Source organism: Clostridium sp. FP2, from assembly GCF_011065955.2.
Classification (GTDB): Bacteria; Bacillota; Clostridia; order Clostridiales; family Clostridiaceae; genus Clostridium_AD; species Clostridium_AD tagluense.
On sequence record NZ_JAAMNI020000001.1, the window covers coordinates 3001221 to 3020167 of the forward strand.

At 32.1% G+C, this 18947-nt stretch carries 18 protein-coding genes; 3 read left to right on the plus strand and 15 right to left on the minus strand.

Annotated features, from left to right (window positions below; all coding sequences use genetic code 11):
• The 6 genes from G9F71_RS14445 to G9F71_RS14470 all read right to left on the minus strand — a co-directional run bounded on the left by G9F71_RS14445 (window position 1) and on the right by G9F71_RS14470 (window position 6624).
• Complete coding sequence (locus G9F71_RS14445; RefSeq protein ID WP_164949794.1) at window positions 1-744, minus strand: ABC transporter ATP-binding protein; 744 nt, start codon at window positions 742-744, stop codon at window positions 1-3.
• Window positions 741-1322: a UbiX family flavin prenyltransferase gene (locus G9F71_RS14450; protein WP_164949795.1), complete on the minus strand. Its 582-nt coding sequence runs from the start codon at window positions 1320-1322 to the stop codon at window positions 741-743. Before G9F71_RS14450 ends, G9F71_RS14445 begins: the two co-directional genes overlap by 4 nt.
• A 16-nt stretch (window positions 1323-1338) precedes the next feature.
• Window positions 1339-2196: a UbiA-like polyprenyltransferase gene (locus G9F71_RS14455; RefSeq protein ID WP_164949796.1), complete on the minus strand. Its 858-nt coding sequence runs from the start codon at window positions 2194-2196 to the stop codon at window positions 1339-1341.
• Entirely contained in the window at window positions 2177-3622 is a 1446-nt protein-coding gene (locus G9F71_RS14460) for a menaquinone biosynthesis decarboxylase (protein ID WP_164949797.1), read from the minus strand. Before G9F71_RS14460 ends, G9F71_RS14455 begins: the two co-directional genes overlap by 20 nt.
• Before the next feature lie 24 nt (window positions 3623-3646).
• Complete coding sequence (locus G9F71_RS14465) at window positions 3647-4654, minus strand: polyprenyl synthetase family protein (RefSeq protein WP_207712062.1); 1008 nt, start codon at window positions 4652-4654, stop codon at window positions 3647-3649.
• Between the two features lie 122 nt (window positions 4655-4776).
• The gene (locus tag G9F71_RS14470; RefSeq protein WP_164949799.1) at window positions 4777-6624 is read right to left on the minus strand and encodes an FAD-dependent oxidoreductase; all 1848 of its coding nucleotides are present in this window, start codon (window positions 6622-6624) and stop codon (window positions 4777-4779) included.
• A 423-nt stretch (window positions 6625-7047) separates the two neighbouring features.
• On the opposite strand from G9F71_RS14470, the gene G9F71_RS14475 reads away from it, so the two are divergent.
• A complete protein-coding gene (locus G9F71_RS14475) occupies window positions 7048-7998 on the plus strand; it encodes an ABC transporter substrate-binding protein (protein ID WP_164949800.1) in 951 nt (316 codons plus the stop codon).
• 73 nt (window positions 7999-8071) lie between these two features.
• On the opposite strand, the gene G9F71_RS14480 is transcribed toward G9F71_RS14475, so the two are convergent.
• The 5 genes from G9F71_RS14480 to hcp form a co-directional block, all read right to left on the minus strand.
• The gene (locus tag G9F71_RS14480) at window positions 8072-9265 is read right to left on the minus strand and encodes an acetate kinase (RefSeq protein WP_164949801.1); all 1194 of its coding nucleotides are present in this window, start codon (window positions 9263-9265) and stop codon (window positions 8072-8074) included.
• A 284-nt stretch (window positions 9266-9549) separates the two neighbouring features.
• On the minus strand, window positions 9550-9915 hold the full coding sequence (locus tag G9F71_RS14485) for a hypothetical protein (protein WP_164949802.1): 366 nt from the start codon (window positions 9913-9915) through the stop codon (window positions 9550-9552).
• Between the two features lie 126 nt (window positions 9916-10041).
• Window positions 10042-10776, minus strand: coding sequence for a TIGR03915 family putative DNA repair protein (locus tag G9F71_RS14490; protein WP_164949803.1), 735 nt, complete (start codon window positions 10774-10776; stop codon window positions 10042-10044).
• Window positions 10769-12031, minus strand: coding sequence for a putative DNA modification/repair radical SAM protein (locus G9F71_RS14495; protein WP_164949907.1), 1263 nt, complete (start codon window positions 12029-12031; stop codon window positions 10769-10771). The genes G9F71_RS14490 and G9F71_RS14495 overlap by 8 nt, the downstream gene beginning before the upstream one ends.
• 320 nt (window positions 12032-12351) lie before the next feature.
• On the minus strand, window positions 12352-13998 hold the full coding sequence (gene hcp, locus G9F71_RS14500) for a hydroxylamine reductase (RefSeq protein ID WP_164943640.1): 1647 nt from the start codon (window positions 13996-13998) through the stop codon (window positions 12352-12354).
• 204 nt (window positions 13999-14202) lie between these two features.
• On the opposite strand from hcp, the gene G9F71_RS14505 reads away from it, so the two are divergent.
• Window positions 14203-14697: a methylated-DNA--[protein]-cysteine S-methyltransferase gene (locus tag G9F71_RS14505; protein ID WP_164949804.1), complete on the plus strand. Its 495-nt coding sequence runs from the start codon at window positions 14203-14205 to the stop codon at window positions 14695-14697.
• A gap of 6 nt (window positions 14698-14703) precedes the next feature.
• On the opposite strand, the gene G9F71_RS14510 is transcribed toward G9F71_RS14505, so the two are convergent.
• The 3 genes from G9F71_RS14510 to G9F71_RS14520 all read right to left on the minus strand — a co-directional run bounded on the left by G9F71_RS14510 (window position 14704) and on the right by G9F71_RS14520 (window position 17070).
• On the minus strand, window positions 14704-15756 hold the full coding sequence (locus tag G9F71_RS14510; RefSeq protein WP_372481071.1) for a DMT family transporter: 1053 nt from the start codon (window positions 15754-15756) through the stop codon (window positions 14704-14706).
• A gap of 76 nt (window positions 15757-15832) precedes the next feature.
• Window positions 15833-16039, minus strand: coding sequence for a hypothetical protein (locus G9F71_RS14515; protein WP_125001610.1), 207 nt, complete (start codon window positions 16037-16039; stop codon window positions 15833-15835).
• A gap of 86 nt (window positions 16040-16125) precedes the next feature.
• The gene (locus G9F71_RS14520; RefSeq protein ID WP_164949806.1) at window positions 16126-17070 is read right to left on the minus strand and encodes a ribonuclease Z; all 945 of its coding nucleotides are present in this window, start codon (window positions 17068-17070) and stop codon (window positions 16126-16128) included.
• A 307-nt stretch (window positions 17071-17377) separates the two neighbouring features.
• On the opposite strand from G9F71_RS14520, the gene G9F71_RS14525 reads away from it, so the two are divergent.
• Window positions 17378-18043 carry a hypothetical protein gene (locus tag G9F71_RS14525; RefSeq protein ID WP_164949807.1) on the plus strand — a complete coding sequence of 222 codons (666 nt, stop codon included), beginning with the start codon at window positions 17378-17380 and terminating at the stop codon, window positions 18041-18043.
• 151 nt (window positions 18044-18194) lie between these two features.
• Here G9F71_RS14525 and G9F71_RS14530 read toward each other — a convergent pair whose 3' ends face one another.
• Complete coding sequence (locus G9F71_RS14530; RefSeq protein ID WP_125001604.1) at window positions 18195-18941, minus strand: nitroreductase family protein; 747 nt, start codon at window positions 18939-18941, stop codon at window positions 18195-18197.
• Window positions 18942-18947: the final 6 nt, after the last annotated feature.

An 18947-nucleotide genomic window follows, 5' to 3' on the forward strand; every position in this document is an offset into this window, starting at 1 on the left:
CTAGCCCCCTTTAAGAATTTTTCTAAGTTTATTGTTTATATGTATGTACTCCAAATCAACTTCCCTATTTACTTTTCCAAATAAGGGATTGCTTATAACTTCAACTATTTTTCCTGGGGATGCGGATATTACAGCTATGTTCTTTGCTAAATATATTGCTTCTTTAATATCATGGGTTACAAGTATAGTAGTAACCTTATGTGCCTGCCAAACCTCTAAAAACATTTTTTGAACATCTTCCCTGGTCATAGCATCTAAGGCAGAAAAAGATTCATCCATTAAAAGTACATTTGGTTTTAATAATAAAGCTCTAGCCATGGCTACTCTTTGCATTTGTCCCCCACTTAGCTGGCTTGGATATCTTTTAACAAAGTCTTTAAGCTTTAATTCCACTAGCAGTTTTTCATAAAATTCCATATCAATATGGCCTTTACCATCTTTTATTTTCGCGGATAGAAATATGTTCTGCTCTACTGTTTTCCATTTAACTAGTCCGTAATTTTGAGGTATTAATCCGATTCTATGTATTTTAGGATTCACTGCTTTTCCATCTATTAAAACTTCACCGGTGTAGTCTACAATAATTCCTGCTAGAACTTTTAATAAAGTTGATTTGCCACCACCAGAGGGACCAATTATAGCACAAATATCCCCTTTTTTTACCGTTAAATTCGCGTTTTCTATGACTTTGGTATGTTTGTCCACATTTTTATAACAAACACTTAAATCACTTATTTTTATCATTTATTTATGCCCCACTCATGGTACATTTCATTATCTACATTTAAGCTTGAAAGAATCCTCCCTACAGTGATATTTACCATATCTTCAATAGTTTTTGGTTTTTCATAAAAAGCTGGCATAGGAGGTATTATCAAAACATTTAAATTGCTTAAAAAAAGCATGTTCTGAAGATGAATAGAACTAAGAGGAGTTTCCCTTGGAATCAAAATCAATTTTCTTTTTTCTTTAATGATTACGTCTGCAGCTCTTATTAGTAAATTATCGGAAGTTCCGCTACTTATTTTTGAAAGAGTTCCCATTGAACAGGGCACAATTACCATTCCATCAGTCTTAAAGGAACCACTTGCTATAGAAGAAAACATGTCCTCTATATCACATAAATTAAGCCTTCCTTTAGAATTACTAAGATTTTTAAGCCATCCATCAAAATCCATTTCAAGCTCATATTCCAAAACTTTTCTGCCGTTATTTGTAATAACTAAATAAACTTCATTATCACCTTTTATTAACTCTTCTATAAGCCGTACACCGTAGATACTTCCACTGGCTCCGGTAATCCCTACTATATATCTTCCCAAACAAATCACCTCTTAGTTATAATATAAAAAAATCTAATACAGTAAAAATAAATATACAAACACTTACAACTTGATTTATGTTATAAGAAGCGATTTTCATCTTCTTTGTGTTTGTTGGAGACACAATATAATGCTCTAAGATTAACAAAATGGCGCTGATAAATATGCCAAATAAATATATCCAGCCTCTATGCATTATAAAATATAAACTAATTAAAAGCAAAACCGTAATAAAGTGAAACAGAGATGATATGCATAATGCACCCTTTAAACCAAATTTAGCGGGTATAGAAAACAAACCAGTTTTCCTATCAAATTCAATATCTTGAGTTGCATAAATTATATCAAAACCAGCTACCCACAATGTTACAACAGCACCTAAAACAATTGGTGCTATAGCAAATTTTCCTGTTACTGCAAGCCATGCTCCTACAGGAGCGCCACCACAAGTAATACCTAGAATGATATGACATACCCATGTAAATCTTTTAGTATAAGAATAAATTATAAATAGAAAAAGTGCCACCGGTGATAGCATAAAACATAGAGGATTTAATTTATAGGCTGCTATTATAAAAATAAAGAAACACAGTAGCACTATTCCTAAAACTTCATAATCCTTTACCAGGCCCTTTGGCAAATGTCTATTTGCAGTCCTAGGATTCTTTTTATCAATATCCTTATCTACAATTCTATTAAGAGCATTAGCACCATTTCTAGCTCCAACAAGTGCAATTAATATCCAAAATACTGTAGCAGCTGTTGGTAACCCATTAGCTGCCCAAATCATTGATATTAAAGCGAAAGGGAGAGAGAATAGTGTATGAGAAAACATAACTAACTCTCCATAGCTTTTAAGTTTCTTTAATACCATATTCACTCCACCTCTTATCTACCATTTGTTTAATTTCCTCAGACATTTCTATATCATCTGGCCAAGGCCTTGAATGTCCTTCTGATGGCCATTTTTTTGTAGCATCTATACCTAGTCTTGAACCATAAAAAGGAGTATTTGATGCATGATCAAGTGCATCTAAAGGTCCTTCTGAAATTACTATGTCTCTACTGGGATCTATATTATTAAATACTTTCCAGGCTACGGTTGAGATATCCTGAGGATCTATATTTTCATCTACAACTATAATCATTTTTGTATACATCATCTGCCCAAGTCCCCATAGTGAATTCATAATTTTGTGAGCATGCTTTGGATAAGCCTTTTTAATTGAAACTATTACACAATTATGAAATACACCTTCTAGCGGGAAATTTATGTCTATTATTTCAGGACATTGAACCTTCATTAAGGGTAAAAAAATTCGTTCTGTAGCTTTTCCTAGGTAACAATCTTCCATAGGGGGCTTACCTACAATGGTTGTAGGATATACTGGATGCTTTTTCCTTGTAATCTTTTCAATGTGAAACACTGGGTACATATCTTCAAGAGAATAATATCCTGTATGGTCACCAAAGGGACCTTCTAATCTCTTTTCATCTAAGTCTACATATCCTTCTAGTATAAATTCAGCATTGGCAGGTACATAAATATCATTAGTTATTGATTTAACAATTTCTACAGGTGATTTTCTAAGAAATCCAGCAAAAATCATTTCATCTATCATTTTTGGCAGTGGTGCAGTGGCGGCATATATCGTTGCTGGGTCGCAGCCTAATGCTACTGATACAGGCATTTTCAATCCAAGCTTCCTATATTTTTCATATATCTCTTTTCCGTCTTTATGTAGATGCCAATGCATACCAGTAGTATTTTTATCATATACCTGAAGCCTGTACATTCCAACATTTTGCTGATTAGTTTCTGGATCTACTGTTATTACTAGGGGAAGTGTTATGTAGCGCCCTCCATCTTTAGGCCAGCACTTTAATATTGGAAGCTTACTTAAGTCTGCATCTTCTATTACCTCTTGACAAGGGGCGTTTTTTACTTTTTTAGGAAATACTCTTGCAAGTCTTGCAAGTTTGGGAATAGATTTAACCTTATTAATTAAGGTTATATAATTAGTTACATCCATAAAATCCATTATAGTTGCTGCAATATCATCAAGATCCTCTACTTCTAGCCCGTAATTCATTCGCTCGTAGGTTCCTAGTGAATTAATTAATACTGGGTATTCTGAATTTTTTACATTTTTAAAAAGCAAGGCATGACCATACTTTTTTGAAACTCTATCAGCTATTTCCGTAATTTCAAGCTCACTATCCACTTCGATTTCAATTTCATCTAAAAGTTTTTTATCTCTTAAATGATTTATAAAATCCTGCAAATCTTTATAAGCCATATAACCATCCCTTTCTATATTTTATTAGGAATTACGATTTAATAATTTTTGTGTTACAGCTTTAATTATTTCTTTGCTTTCGCAGTCAGGTAATTTTTCAATATAATCAAAGGCTTTTTTTGTATATTTATCCGCTAAGTTTTGAGCCTTATCTATTCCATTATATTTTTTAATTAATATAGTTATTTGTTTTACATCTTCATCATTTAATGAAGTATTATCTAATATAATAGAAATTTTATTTTCGCAGTCTTCTGCCATAGCATATATTAGTGGTAGTGTATAATAACCTTTTACTAAATCACTTTGAGCATTTTTGCCTAGTTTACTCGCATCTCCACTGTAATCAAGCAAATCATCTATGATTTGAAAAGCCATTCCAATATAGTAACCAACCCTTGCTAATAATTTTGAAGTTTTCTCACTACATTTAGATTCCTTTGCACCAGTATAAAAGCTAATAGCAAATAGCGCTGCTGTTTTTCCAGATATAATTTTTATGTATTTTCTAAGGCTTGTGTTTCTTAGGTATCTAATATTATATTGCCTTATTTCTCCCATACATATTTTAGATATAGATTTTGATATATCTCTTAAATTTTCAGTGGAATAATCAAATCCAGATAGCATTATAAAGCATTGACAAAATAAAAAATCACCTATATACACTGCATATTCTTTGCTGTATTTGTGTTGCACCGTTTCCACACCACGTCTAAGTTTAGATTCATCTACAACGTCATCATGAACTAATGTTGCCATGTGCATCATTTCAATGGCTGCACCTAAATTATGCATTTTGTCCTTATCATACTCTCCGAATTTTGCGGCCAGTAGCAAAAAGGCTGGCCTTAACATCTTTCCACCTGCATTAACCAGTGGAAAAATAGCTTCATCAAATTCTTTTTCACTAGATTTTACATTAGCTACAATTATCTTTTTTATACTTTCTAATTCATCTGCAATATCAGGATAACATTCCCAAAATTTACTCATTTTATCACCTTGTCCAATTATTTTTTGAGTTTCCAATAAATATTACTTATTAATTAATATTCCACTATAAAACCAAATGTCCTTTTAATTATTTTTAAAAGGACATTAGATTTAAAAAAATTCAGTTTTTAATTACATAACTATTGTATAAATATATATTAATCAACATATAAATAAGATTTTTTAACCCATCCAATGCTCTTCCAATACTTTTTAAGTATTGGTAGCACATAGTAATCCATACCAAAAGTACTTCCAGATCCACCTATAAGAGCAATTCCTGCTGATAAGTACCATAACATTTCAGTAGGAGCCATTCCTGAAGTCCAAATCATAATACCCATAGCAACTGACATAAGAGAAGCTAATGCGCTAAATAATCCAACGATAAGCATTATTCCTACTAATATTTCTGCAATTACCATACCGGTTTGGAAAATTGTAGCTAAAACTGTATATCCACCATCACCTGTATAAAAGAAAGTATCCATAGACCATTTAACTATTTTTTCTATAAAACCTGGTACCGGTAATGCAACCCATGTTGCTACTGGTGCCGCTCCTGCCGCTGGTGCTGCAGCTGTTGCAGCTGTTGCTCCATCAACTACTGGTGCAGGTATTAAGAAAATTTTTGAAGGATCAGCTATTATTTTAGGTAATTTTTCAAGTCCTTCTGTTAGCCATTTGTAACCAACGAACATTCTAAGTACTAATAACCAGAAGTTTGGAGATGATTTTGAAAAATAGCCACCTACAAAACTTCTATTATCTTTAACATGGAAAAATTCATGTAATAAGTATGACCAGCATTTATTAAACCCAGCGACCTGGATAAAGTAAACAATATTTATAAAGTGTTTAACAAATAATGCAAAGAATCCAGATAATGCAAAAAAGTTTTTCCCAGCTCCAACATTTGCTACACCATATTTTCCGCCAACGCATACCATTGCACCATGGAATGAAGGTTTATAGGATTTCTTTTCTCCACCCTTTATGTCTGTATAAACATTATGCGCAATTAATGCAGCAGACTCTTCTGCATTTTCTACCATTTGTGGGAGAGGTCTTTCTTCACCTTCAGGAATAAAGAAAATGTTATCACCAACAACATAAACATTTTTATAATCTAAAGATCGCAATTTATCGTCAGTTACTATTCTTTTTCTACCCTTTTGCTGAATATCCATTTTACCAATAATATCAGAGCCTTCAACGCCAGCAGTCCAAATTACTGTATAGGTATTAACAATACCATTGTTTCTTATTGTAGCAGTGTCCCCTGTAACTTCTGTAACACCAGCATTAGTTAGTACTGTAACCCCTAATTTATTAAGTCTTTTTTTAGTTTTTGCTATTAACTTATCAGGGAAATTAGGTAATATTTTAGGCAGGTCATCTGCTAATATTAAAGTTACTTCCTCTTGTTCTATGTAAAAATCCTTACATAACCTCTCTTTCCACTCACCGAGTTCTCCCATCATTTCAACACCTGTGAATCCACCACCAACAACAATAAAAGTTAGAAGTTTTTTTCTTTCTTCTTTGTTTTTTTCTTTTACAGCTTTTCTAAACATTTTAAGAATATGTTCTTTAAGTGCTACAGCATCCTCAAAAGACCATAATTTATGGCAAAATTCTTCTGCTCCCTTTACGCCAAAGTAAGTGGGCTTACATCCAGCACCAATTACTAGATAATCATATTCATAGGTATTGTTTTCGGATTTTAGTACATTATTTTTAAAATCCAAATCAGTAATTTCATCAAGTACAACTTTTACTTTTCTTTTTGCAAATATTTTTTTGAAATCAATCCTAATAGCATCCTCTGAAACACGTCCTGCAGCTACTTCATGAAGTTCAGTAAGTAGTGTGTGGTATGGATTTTGGTCTATAAGAGTGATTTCAACTTCTTCATCTTTTTTGAATTTTTTAGCAAGCTTCTTTGCCGTTAATACTCCACCATACCCTCCGCCAAGTATAGCTATTCTTTTCTTTTCACTCATACTATATCCCCCTCAGTTTGAGAATTATTATTATAGGACTATTTTTACCAAAAATATAGTTTATAATGCCTAAAATATAAAATTATTAACCTAAAATAAATTATACTCGTTATTTACATATTTACTTAGTCTTTATTTCTTTCAACTTTACTAGTTAAAATTTTATCACAATACCTTTAACTCTGCAAATAAAGAAGCGATTTGGTCATTAATAATATGTTTTGTTAATTTAGTTCATAGATATATTCCAAAGGTTGGACTGCCAGTATTTACACTGAGTTAAATAAGTGTTATGATGACTGCGTTATTTACATTTCATTACAGGGCTTTATATTATTTTATCTACTTTCTTTCGACTTTTCAAAAAATATAATTGTTAGAAAGCTATTTGTGGACAAAATAAATTTTTATTGGAGGTACATATTGAAAAAAAAATTTTTAGCACTTACCTTAGTATTTATAATGGGTATAAGTATTGTTGGATGCACAAGCAAGGTGAAAGAAGATGCGGGGCTAAAGCCAAAAAAAACTCTAACTATTGGTGCTATGCCAGATTTAGACTCTGTTCCAGTTATTATAGCAGAGCACAATGGATATTTTAAAGAAGAAGGTATAGAGGTAAAAATAGAGCATTTTAAAAGTGCAACAGATAGGGATACAGCACTTCAAACGGGTAAAATTGATGGAGCAATATCTGATATGCTTGCGGTAGTATTTTTTAACGATAATAAATTTGATGTTAAAATCACTTCAAAAACAGATGGTAGTTATAAACTAATTTCTGGAGTGAATTCTAATATTTCTAAAATTGAACAATCTGCTGGAAAATCCATAGGGATTTCTAAAAATACTATTATTGAATATCTAACAGATAGAATTATGGAAAATTCAAGCATAGATGTTAACTCACCAAAAAAAGTAGCAATACCGAAGATACCTACTAGACTTGAAATGCTAACCAATGGTAAATTAGATATGGCTACATTGCCAGAGCCTCTGGCAAGCACTGCAATTTCTTCTGGTGGAAAAGTTTTAAGTAGTTCTGATAAACTAGGTATAAACCCTGGTGTAATTCTATTCACAAAAGATACAATAGCATCAAAATCCGACGAAATAAAAGCATTTTATAAAGCCTATAATAAATCTATAAAGTTTTTAAAAGAAGCAAAACAGGAAAGTTATATTGATTTTGTAATTAAGGAAGCTGGTTTTCCTGAAATTGTGAAAAAAACATTGATTTTCCCAACTTATTCAAAGGCTACTATGCCCCCTGAAAAAGAGCTGCGAGAAGTTTTAATTTGGCTTAAAGCAAAAAAATTAACTACTAATAGCTATACACTAAAAGACCTATCAAATAGCTCCTTTATTAAATAATATTTAATAACAAAAGCAAGAAACCACTACAATCCTTAATGCTTGTAGTGGTTTCTTGCTTTTGTGTAATATCTTATAAACTGACAACTTCCTTTGTATCTCTTGCTATCATTAACTCTTCATTGGTTGGTATTACAAAAACTTTTACTGTTGAATCTGGTGTACTTATCTCTGCCGCAATGCCAGCAACATTATTTTTTTCACTATCTATTTTAACGCCTAAAAATTCTAATCCTGTGCAACAAGCTTCTCTAGCTTTTGCAGAGTTTTCGCCAACTCCTGCAGTAAATATGATACAATCTACGCCACCTAATGCACCTGCATAACTACAAATAAACTTTTTAACTTCATAATGAAAAACATCTAAAGCGAGTTGTGCTCTTTTATTGTTCTTAGCCACATCCCAAAGATCTCTAAAATCACTACTTATTCCAGAAATTCCCAGAACGCCTGATTTTTTATTTAATAAATCTGCTAGTTCTTCTGAAGACAAAGATAATTCTTCCATCAAGAAAGTTATAATTGAAGGGTCTATATCTCCAGATCTTGTGCCCATAGCAAGCCCTGCAAGAGGTGTAAATCCCATACTTGTATCAATGGATTTACCTCCTTTAATTGCAGCAATACTTGCTCCATTTCCTAAATGGCAGGAAATTATTTTTAAATCTTTAATATCTTTGTTCATCATTTCTGCCGCTACTTGAGAGACATATTTATGAGAAGTTCCGTGGAATCCGTATTTTCTTATTTTATGTTCTTCATATAATTCATATGGTAGTGCATAAATATATGCATGTTCTGGCATATTCTGATGAAAGGCCGTATCAAATACTGCCACCATTGGGGTGCTCGGCATAAGTGCCTTGCAGCTGTTAATTCCAATAATGTTTGGTGGATTATGAAGTGGTGCTAGTTTTGAACAATCCTCTAGAGCCTTCATTACTTTTTCATCGATTAATACAGATTTAGAATAGTATTCTCCACCATGAACAACTCTATGACCTACTGCTGAAATTTCATCTACACTTTTAATTACTCCATTAGTTCCATCTATAAGAGTTGAAAGAACTAATTTTATTGCATCTTTATGATCCTGCATAATTTGTTTTACTATATATTTTTCTCTTCCTTGTACCTTTTGAGTTAAAACAGATCCTTCACTACCAATCCTCTCAATCAATCCTTGAGCTAAACAAGTTTCATCCTCCATATTGATAAGTTGATATTTTAGAGAAGAACTACCACAGTTAATAACTAATATTTTCATAAAAAAACTCTCCTTCCAGCATATTATTTACTTCTTTAAATTCTGACAAATATTACAGCTACAAGATTTATAATCTTGTTATTTTCTATTTTTTTATCACTTTTGTATAGCACATTTCCTATATAGTATATCATATAATATATATATTATATAAATAACTACATATTTGCAAGTAGTTTTGAATTTTTAATGATATAACCACTATAAAAACTAAATCTTAAAAGTTAAGACTTAGTTTTTATAGTGGTTATGTGATTGTATCCATGAAAAACAAATTATAAAAATTACATATCTCTAGGGTCTATATCACTAATCATTTTTACAGTGCCTGATATATACCATTTAGTTTCTTTTTTTTCTACTATATATACTTTTCCAAGTATTTTAAACTTAGACATAACTCCCGCAAGTGAACCTATAAATGAAGGTGTATTCAATTGGGCTTTCTTGTTTTTCTTCACATTATCTATGTTTTCAACAGTAAGCTCTTTAGGAAGGTTACTGTTTATTTCCTTACTATTTTTAGCCGTCTCTTTATTTTTAGCTCCTAATGCCTCTAGTGTTTTATAAATCTCTTCCATCTTGCGTTTTTTTCTTTCAATACTTATACTAGGACTTTCAACTTGAGTGTATTCTACTAATTTTTTCATAATCATCTTTCCTTCCTTTAAATAACAATAATCTAATAAATGCATTTATATCTATTATATCATGATTTCTAGCATTTTTAAGAATAAATGTTGAAATATAAAAAAGTGTTCATTATAAAACGGTGATTACTTTTTCATTTCAGTTAAATTATTCCAATATTTCTTTGGCATATGTTGCATTTGTAACCTTTCATTAGATCTTTCTTCTATGGATATACTTTTATGAAAGGCCTTCCAAAGATTTTGATAGAACAACTCTTCCTCCTCATGACTTTCTAATTTTTCAAATTTTAAATCCCTAAGTATCATTTCATTATTTTCATAAACTATACCAATTTTTCTTTTTACATCATGAATTACCCATTTTTCATTTTTGAGTCTTACACTAAAGTGACTTCCTATAAGTTCAACAATATTGTGAGTAGGCTCTATTGCTGCATACAATATTCCCTTAAATTCTTGAAATCTAACTAGTCCTAAAAATCTATGTGCTTCAAAACCTACCTTTCTAGAAATTTTCTGTACTTCATTCACAGTTTCCTCTGTTAGAAAATCATTTACTTTACTTCCCAGCTTAAATCCTAATTGTATATACTTAAATAAATTTAATTCTATGCCATCTTCCTCAGATAAAAAGGCCTGATACACATAAACTAGTGTATCTTGTGAAATCTTTTCTAATATAGCCCTGTATACTTTACCTGATTTCGCCATATCAGTTCCAATAACTATGTCCTCGTATAACATATTGAAGTTATAATCACTTTCTCTCTCAATACTTTCAGGAACTCTACTATAATAGCAATCATATATAACAGATAAAAATCCATCAAAGCTTCCATCATAAATGTATCTAACCAAATAAATCGCCCCTTTGGGTAAATAAACTAAGTTGCTCCGGTTTATCAAAGCTTTCAAAGTCCAATAAATAATTTTTAAGCCTTCCTCTTTCCATTGTCTTATCTCCATAAAATTTACCGCTGCAGGTTAAAAAAAATCTAGCTCTTTTAAGCACTACTCCTATTTTTTTTAAATTGTCATAGGAAAGATTACAAAGTCTTCTTGCTCTTATGATTCTTAAAGCTGATGTTACTCCTATTCCTGGTACTCTAAGCAATATTTCATAGGTCGCACTATTTATCTCCACGGGGAACTTGTCTAAATTATTTAATGCCCAAAAAGCTTTAGGATCTAAATCTACATCAAAATTAGGATTTTTCTCATCTAATAATTCCTTTGCCTTAAAACCATAATACCTTAAAAGCCAATCTGCTTGATACATTCTATGTTCTTTTAGAAGTGGTGGTGTAGTTTGAATAGCTGGTAAATTTATGTTCGCAACCACTGGAACATAAGCTGAATAATAAACTCGCTTAAGTCCAAAGGTATTATATAATCCTTCTGTAAGACTAATTACTCTTAAGTCACTTTCATTGGTTGCACCAACCATTATCTGCGTACTTTGGCCACCAGGAGTAAATTTTGGTGCTTTAAACCCTTTTTTCTTATATTCACTGGACTCAAGTATACTGTGCTTAATAAGTCCCATAGGTTTTAATATATCTTCCTTATTCTTTTGCGGTGCTAAGAGCTTTAAGCTTTTTTCAGAAGGCAGCTCAATATTTACACTCATTCTATCTGCATACACTCCTGCCTCATATATAAATTTTGGATCAGCGCCTGGAATAGCCTTTACATGAATATAACCATTAAATTTGTGAATCAATCTTAAATCTTTTAAAATTTTAACTAAATTTTCCATTGTGTAATCTGGACTTCTCTCTACCCCAGAGCTTAAAAATAATCCTTCTATATAATTTCTTCTGTAGAAATTCATAGTTAAATCTACTACTTCACTAGGAGTAAAGCTTGTCCTTTCTAAATCATTGCTAGCTCTATTAATGCAATATTTACAATCATATATGCATTTATTAGTATATAAGATTTTAAGTAGTGAAATGCATCTACCATCCTGTGACCAAGAATGGCAAATGCCTGAGGTCGAAGCATTTCCTATACCCTCCGCCGTATTCTTTCTATTAGAACCACTAGAAGAGCAAGAAGCATCATACTTTGCTGAATTAGATAATATTTCAAGTTTTCTCATTACATCCACTTTTAACACCCCACAAACGTTTGTTCTCATTTTATCATATTTTGCACAAGATTGGAACACTTATTTACTGGAAAAAGTCATTAAATCATCTCCTGGGTCGCTGTAATTAACGACTTCAGAAGGAGATTTACCCCCTTGTAGACCTCTGGAGCAGATAACAATTCTCAATTGTTATCCCCCCACTGAAGTTTTCTTTTTGTTGTAGTATATGACCCCCACTTATAGAAGTGGGAGACTTCCTTCTGAAATGTCGTTAAAATAAGCCACTTCTAAAGATATTTAACTATCTTTAGAAGTAGCTTATTTTTAAACTATATTTCTTATCCTAATATTTGTTTTAAATCATCCTGAGGTGTACTTATAGGTTTAATATCAAAATTATCAACTAGGAATTGTAATACATTAGGACTTACGAATGCTGGAAGTGTAGGTCCTAGATAAATTCCTTTTACTCCCAGTGAAAGTAATGCTAATAAGTCGGCAACAGCTTTTTGCTCATACCAAGTTATAATCATCGCTAGTGGTAAATCATTAATCCCACATTTAAATGCATCAGCTAGTGCTAGAGCTATTCTAACAGCGGAATATGCATCGTTACATTGACCTATATCGAGTAATCTTGGAAGTCCTGCTACTGTGCCAAACTCCAATTTATTAAAACGGTATTTTCCACAGGCTAAAGTAAGAATAATACAGTCTTCTGGAACTAATTGAGCGAATTCAGTGTAATAATTTCTTCCTGTCTTTGCTCCATCACATCCTCCAATTAAGAAAAAGTGCCTGATTTTTCCTTCTTTCACTGCATTAATTATTGTTTCAGCATGACTTAAAGTAGCTTTATGCCCAAACCCTACTAAAATTTCTTTAACTTCTTCATCTTTTTCGAAGCCGCCAAGTTCTAGAGCTTTGTTTATTATTTCAGAGAAATCCTTATGACCATTCTCACCCGCCGCTATATGTTTTATGCCATCCCACCCAACAACACTCGTTGAGTAGATTCTATCTTTATATGAATCTTTTGGTTTCATTAAACAGTTTGTTGTCATTAAAATGCAACCAGGGATACCATCAAATTCCTTTTGTTGATTTTGCCATGCCCCTCCAAAATTACCTACTAAATGAGCATATTTATTCAACTTAGGATATCCATGGGAAGGAAGCATTTCGCCGTGAGTATAAATATTTATGCCCTTACCTTCAGTTTGCTCTAGTAGCATTTCGAGATCTCTTAAATCATGACCAGAAATTACGATAAATGGTCCTTTTTTAATGTTTACATTAACCTTTTGAGGTGAAGGAGAGCTATATTTTTCATTATTAGCTGTATCTAATACCTCCATAACTTTAACACTCATCTCTCCAGTTTTAAGTAAGTACTTTATAAGATCTTGAAGATTTAAACTATCATCAGTTAATGCCGCAAGAGCTATAAAATAAAATTCATCTACTTCTTCACTATTATATTTTATAAATCTAGCTTGGTGTGCATAAGCTGCTATTCCTTTTAATCCGTATTTTATAGTTTCTCGTACAGAACGTATATCTGCATCTAATTCTTGGTCGTACATAACTCCTGCTTTTTTAGCATCTTCAAGCATTTGCTCCTTAGAATCGCTTAAATTATATAGAGCCTCTTCACCATTTATTTTTTCATTTCCTAATTTTTTTCTAACCTCTTCTTTGATTACTTGAGATTTTTTAAGCATATTAATGTGAGATTCAGGATCAAAATTTACATTGGTTAACGTCATAAACAATGAATTTTCAACAAATGAAATCCATGACTTATCAAGTTTTTCACCTTTTTCTAAAAGTTTAGTAGCATAACAACTTATTCCTTTTAACTGGTAAATTAATAAATCCTGCATTGCTGCAATTTCTGGAGTTTTTCCACAGACTCCTATGTTAGTACAACCTTTTCCACCTGCAGTTTGTTCGCATTGAAAACAAAACATTTTTCCTTGCATATGTAACCCTCCCAAATTTTCAAAATATTCTAACACCATCTTACACTTATTATAGGTAAATATGCAAGAGAACAGATAACATTCGTGTACTTATATTGATAACTTTATTTAATATAACAATAAAATGTATTTAAACTAGACAGGCTTAAAATCTTATGATACATTTTATTTACATAGGTAAATATATGATTTAGGAGGGATTTTGTGAAAATTGGTTATGATATTTATGATTCTCCTATTGGTCTTATCCATGTAGTTGTGGATGAAATAGGTGCTCGGAAAGTAGAAATTTTTGAAGAAGATTGGATAAAGTACAAAAACAAACATGAATTTATTCTTAAAGATGTAGAGCTTTGCAAAGATGTTATACTTCAGCTAGATGAATATTTTAAAGGAAAAAGGAAAAATTTTAGCATACCCTTATCTATAGAAGGTACGCAGTTCAGAAAAAAAGTATGGGAAGCCCTTCAAGATATCCCTTACGGTGAAACCCGAAATTATTTGCAGATTGCAGAAGCCATAGGAAACCCTAAAGCTGTAAGGGCTGTAGGGCAAGCTAATAGATTTAATCAATTACCTATAATTATACCATGTCACAGAGTTATCGGTAAAAGTGGCAATTTGGTAGGTTTTGCAGGTAATAGAACTCCAACACAAAAACTACTATTGGAAATTGAAGGAGTAAATGTTGATAAATGATTTTCACTAATGATCATGGGCATGATGCATATCAGGAGTATGATTATGTTCATGTTCAGTGCTTTCATGAACATGAACATGGTTGTGTTCCCCATTCTCAAAGTTTTCATGTACATGATTATGATGACTATCATTATGATCATGGCGATGCTCATGTTTGACCATTTCGTGAATATGTTTATGATTGTGTTTTTCTACAGTAGCATAATAGGCTCCGAAAAGCATTAAAATAACTGCTATAACAAAGTTTACTGTTATTTGTTCGTTATACAATATTAGAGATAATCCTACACCTATAAAAGGAGCAACAGCATAATATGCACTTGTTCTTGCAGCCCCTAACTGCCTCTGTGCAGTTACATAAAAAAATATACTTAATCCGTATGCAAAGAAACCTAAAATCATAGCTATAAGTATATATCTTATATCACTTGCATATTCATTCATTAAAACTGCTATTAAAAGTGAACCTGCCCCAGACCCAAGTCCTTTAACAATCACTATCTGCATTGGGTCTTTTAAAGACATCATTCTTGTACAATTATTTTCAAAGCCCCAGCAAATGCATGCAAACAAAACAAAAATCGAACCTACAGAAAACGAAAAACTGCTAAAGTCACTTATGGACAAAACAATGCTAGATGCCGTTATAAAAAAAATAGCTACCCATAACCTTTTTCCAATTGACTCTTTAAAAATTAGTAGTGCAACAAGAGCTGTAGCAACAATTTCAAAATTGTTTAGTAAAGAAGCATTAGATGCTGTAGTCATAGTAAGTCCAATCATTAAAAATATTGGCGCCGCAATGTCTAAAACTATCATACCTATAACAAATGGAAGTTCGGCTTTGCTAATCTTAGCTTCTTTTGCTTTAGTGTTCTTTGACCACTTTATAAGTCCTAAGAATAACATTCCAATGCCTGCTCCTAAATACAGGAGCGAAGCCATAAGCATAGGAGGTATCTTTTCTAATAATAACTTTGAAACTGGTGAACTTATTCCAAACAATGCAGCTGCAAGTATTGCTTGAAATACTGCCAAATGTTGCTTTGATTTTATCATAAAGTTTTCCTCCCTCTAAAATAGTAATTAGCGCCTATAATTAGAAATTTATTATTACTGATACTTCACAGCTTTAATTTAGAATTTTTATTAGATACAAGTCATGATCTAAAATGCTTTGTTCACAACTAAATTTAACACCCTCATCAATAAATTCAAAGCACACGTCTCTTGTACTATTTATATCAAATAGACACTTTCCCTTTTCATCTAAGGATTTTACAGCATCCTCATGAATTCCTTCTCTAAGTAAACTTTCTTTAATTTCGTTATTTAACACATCCATACCTCCATTATCATCTAGAATTCCCCTTGTATTGAAATCATTATTTACTCTATTATATTACCATACACTTTCTATTTTTTCTAATCCTTAAAAGATAAAGTCTTCACAAGTCTATCAAAGCCAATAATAGTATTTTTGAAAATGCTCTCTGCGTTATCTTTATATTCTTCAGGGATATGCATAGAAGGACTAAAATGTGTCAATAGGAGTTCTTGCACTTCACCCTTCAACGCAAGCTTCGCCGCCTCGCTAAAGGTCATATGTTTGTTCTTTATGGCTTTTTCAATATCATTTCCATTACCATAAGTGCCCTCACAAATAAACAAGTCACTTTCTTTAATAAAACTCTCTATTTCAGGTATTGGCCTTGTATCTGTGGTGAAACTAAGCTTTATTCCAGTTCTTTCTTTTCCTAGCACCACACTAGGTAAATATGTTTTCCCCTGGTTAATTACAGTTTCATTTTTTTGAAGTCTACTCCAAAACATTTTTGGTATTTCATTTTTAGTCGCACTTTTAACATCGAATTTTGGTTTTCTTCTAAAATAAAAGCTATAACCCAAACAATTAGTTGAGTGCTCAAGTTCCAGTGTTGAAATTATTAAATCATGAAATTCTCCCACTGAAGCATTCATACAATTTATTGAAGTTTGTACTTTCACTGGCTTCTCTGGATTTTCTATAATATTAAGCTCATAAGGAAGGTAAGGTGCTACAACACACAGACCATTTACAATATCAGCAATACCTTTGGGCCCAATTATTGTAATAGGCTCAGTTCTACCACTGTTGCCAATGGTTAAAAGAATACCTGGAAGTCCCATAATATGATCCGCATGTCCATGAGTTATACAAATTATGTCTATTGTCTTAAATCCCCAGCCAAGTATTTTCATGGATACCTGGGTACCTTCACCACAATCAAGCAATATCTTTCTGCCTTTATAGTTTATGAGAAGTGACGAAAGATACCTTTCAGGAATAGGCATTCCGCCTCCACATCCCAGCAATGCTATGTCAACCAATTAAATCACCTCATCTATCAGTTTTTATTCACTCTATTTATCTATAGAGTAATCTACACAACAATATTTTATGCATACTTATTTACATTTAGCTCATTTTTGTATATCTTACCATTAATGCTAACACACTTCAAATTTTCCAACAGGTAATGCAATTATGTTAGTTATCACCTGATCTAATAATAGGCGGTTTTTAGTTCTGAATAACCTTTAAGTAGCAATAAATAGAATATATCATCAATTTATTAAGTATATTGATAAGTGAACGATAATAAAATAATAGCCAAAAAGGGGGAATTATTCATAGATGGATATTATTAAAACTAAAGGGATTGACACCTCCAATCATATAATTACAAATGATACAAAAAAGTTAGATACTAAAAATGATGGAACTAGTGATGCTTCAAAAATCAAAGGAGTAACACAGGATTTAGGAACTGATACATTTGTTAAATCCACAGAAAAAGACATATCAGATTTAACTTATAATCCTATAAAAAAGAAACTTTCTACAGAAGAAGTTAAGGATTTAAAAGAATCACAGGAAAATTTCAAAACAGATCTTATAAAAAAATTTATAAGTGATACAATAAATAATCAGAATAAGTTACTTGGAAAATCAACTGAAAGTCAGATTAGTGAGATGCCAAAAGAAACTACAGATTTACTTACTAAAATATTCGGATCTCTAGGAAATGCATACCCAGAAATAGCAACCACTCCAGAGGGTGCAACTCAAGCAATAGAAGAAGGTGGCGCATATTCTGTAACTGCAGTTGCTGATCGTATTATGACTATGGCGCAATCTATAGCAGGAGATGATCCAAACAAAATACAACAAATGAGAACTGCAGTAGAAGAAGGATTTTCACAAGCAGGATTAGATTTTAACAAAGCAACAAACAGTAATTTACCTCAAATTTGCAAAGACACCATTACTGAAGTCATGAAGAGATTTGATGAATTATAGCGTAACCCTAGTAGTACTAATGAAAAAGTTACAAATAACAACAACTAAATATTTTTTAAAGCCAGAAAAAAACACCGAGTAAATAGTTGTTTAAACTATCTACTCGGTGTTTATATGACTGAACTTGCTATTCTTGAGTAATTTAAATGCCTTACTCTGCTCTGAACTTCTTAAGATATTCAGATGCTGATCTATTCATTTCTAGTGAAAAATCAGACATATACTTACGATTGCATAGAGCTTTAGTATCTTCGCTAATATTTTTATTTGGAAATCCTGCCTTTTCATTTCTTGTGCTTTGCATTTCTATATGCTCTTCCTTAGTTAGTCTGCGATATTTATTTTCATAGACTATATACTGTTCTTCGAAACGCACAGGTTTTTTTCTATTCTTTTGAGCCTCTACAGGATAACCATAAACCACCATGGCAGCAGGTAAAACATAATCTGGAAGGTCCAATAACTCCCTAATAGTTTCACAATGCTCAATGATATCCCCAATGTAACACGAACCAATTCCTAAAGATTCCGCAGCTACTACTGTGTTTTGAGCAGCTATTATTGCATCAGCGCAGGCAAGAAGGATGTCACCCTCCCCTGGTGTTCTTGGATTGCAATTTTGTGAGTCAAAAGCATCATACCACCTTTGATAATCTGCAAGGAATATAAGCACTAAAGTAGCTTTTGCAATAAAAGGCTGATTATCACATTCTACTGATAGTTCTTTCTTTAATTTTTCATCGGTAATATCAAGTATGCTATAAAGCATCATTGCACCACCAGTTGGAGCTTCAAAGGCAGCATTTAATATCTCTTTTTTTAACTCAGCTGCAATCGGCTTATTTTCAAATACCCTCATGGATTTTCTATCTTTTATTTGTTTTAAAATCTCGTTCATATCATA

Excerpts from the sequence above, each read along its gene's own strand:
- G9F71_RS14445 (WP_164949794.1), bottom strand. The coding sequence starts at position 744 with ATGATAAAAATAAGTGATTTAAGTGTTTGTTATAAAAATGTGGACAAA.
- G9F71_RS14455 (WP_164949796.1), bottom strand. The coding sequence starts at position 2,196 with ATGGTATTAAAGAAACTTAAAAGCTATGGAGAGTTAGTTATGTTTTCT.
- G9F71_RS14460 (WP_164949797.1), bottom strand. The coding sequence starts at position 3,622 with ATGGCTTATAAAGATTTGCAGGATTTTATAAATCATTTAAGAGATAAA.
- G9F71_RS14470 (WP_164949799.1), bottom strand. The coding sequence starts at position 6,624 with ATGAGTGAAAAGAAAAGAATAGCTATACTTGGCGGAGGGTATGGTGGA.
- G9F71_RS14480 (WP_164949801.1), bottom strand. The coding sequence starts at position 9,265 with ATGAAAATATTAGTTATTAACTGTGGTAGTTCTTCTCTAAAATATCAA.
- G9F71_RS14485 (WP_164949802.1), bottom strand. The coding sequence starts at position 9,915 with ATGAAAAAATTAGTAGAATACACTCAAGTTGAAAGTCCTAGTATAAGT.
- hcp (WP_164943640.1), bottom strand. The coding sequence starts at position 13,998 with ATGCAAGGAAAAATGTTTTGTTTTCAATGCGAACAAACTGCAGGTGGA.
- G9F71_RS14525 (WP_164949807.1), top strand. The coding sequence starts at position 17,378 with ATGGATATTATTAAAACTAAAGGGATTGACACCTCCAATCATATAATT.
- G9F71_RS14530 (WP_125001604.1), bottom strand. The coding sequence starts at position 18,941 with ATGAACGAGATTTTAAAACAAATAAAAGATAGAAAATCCATGAGGGTA.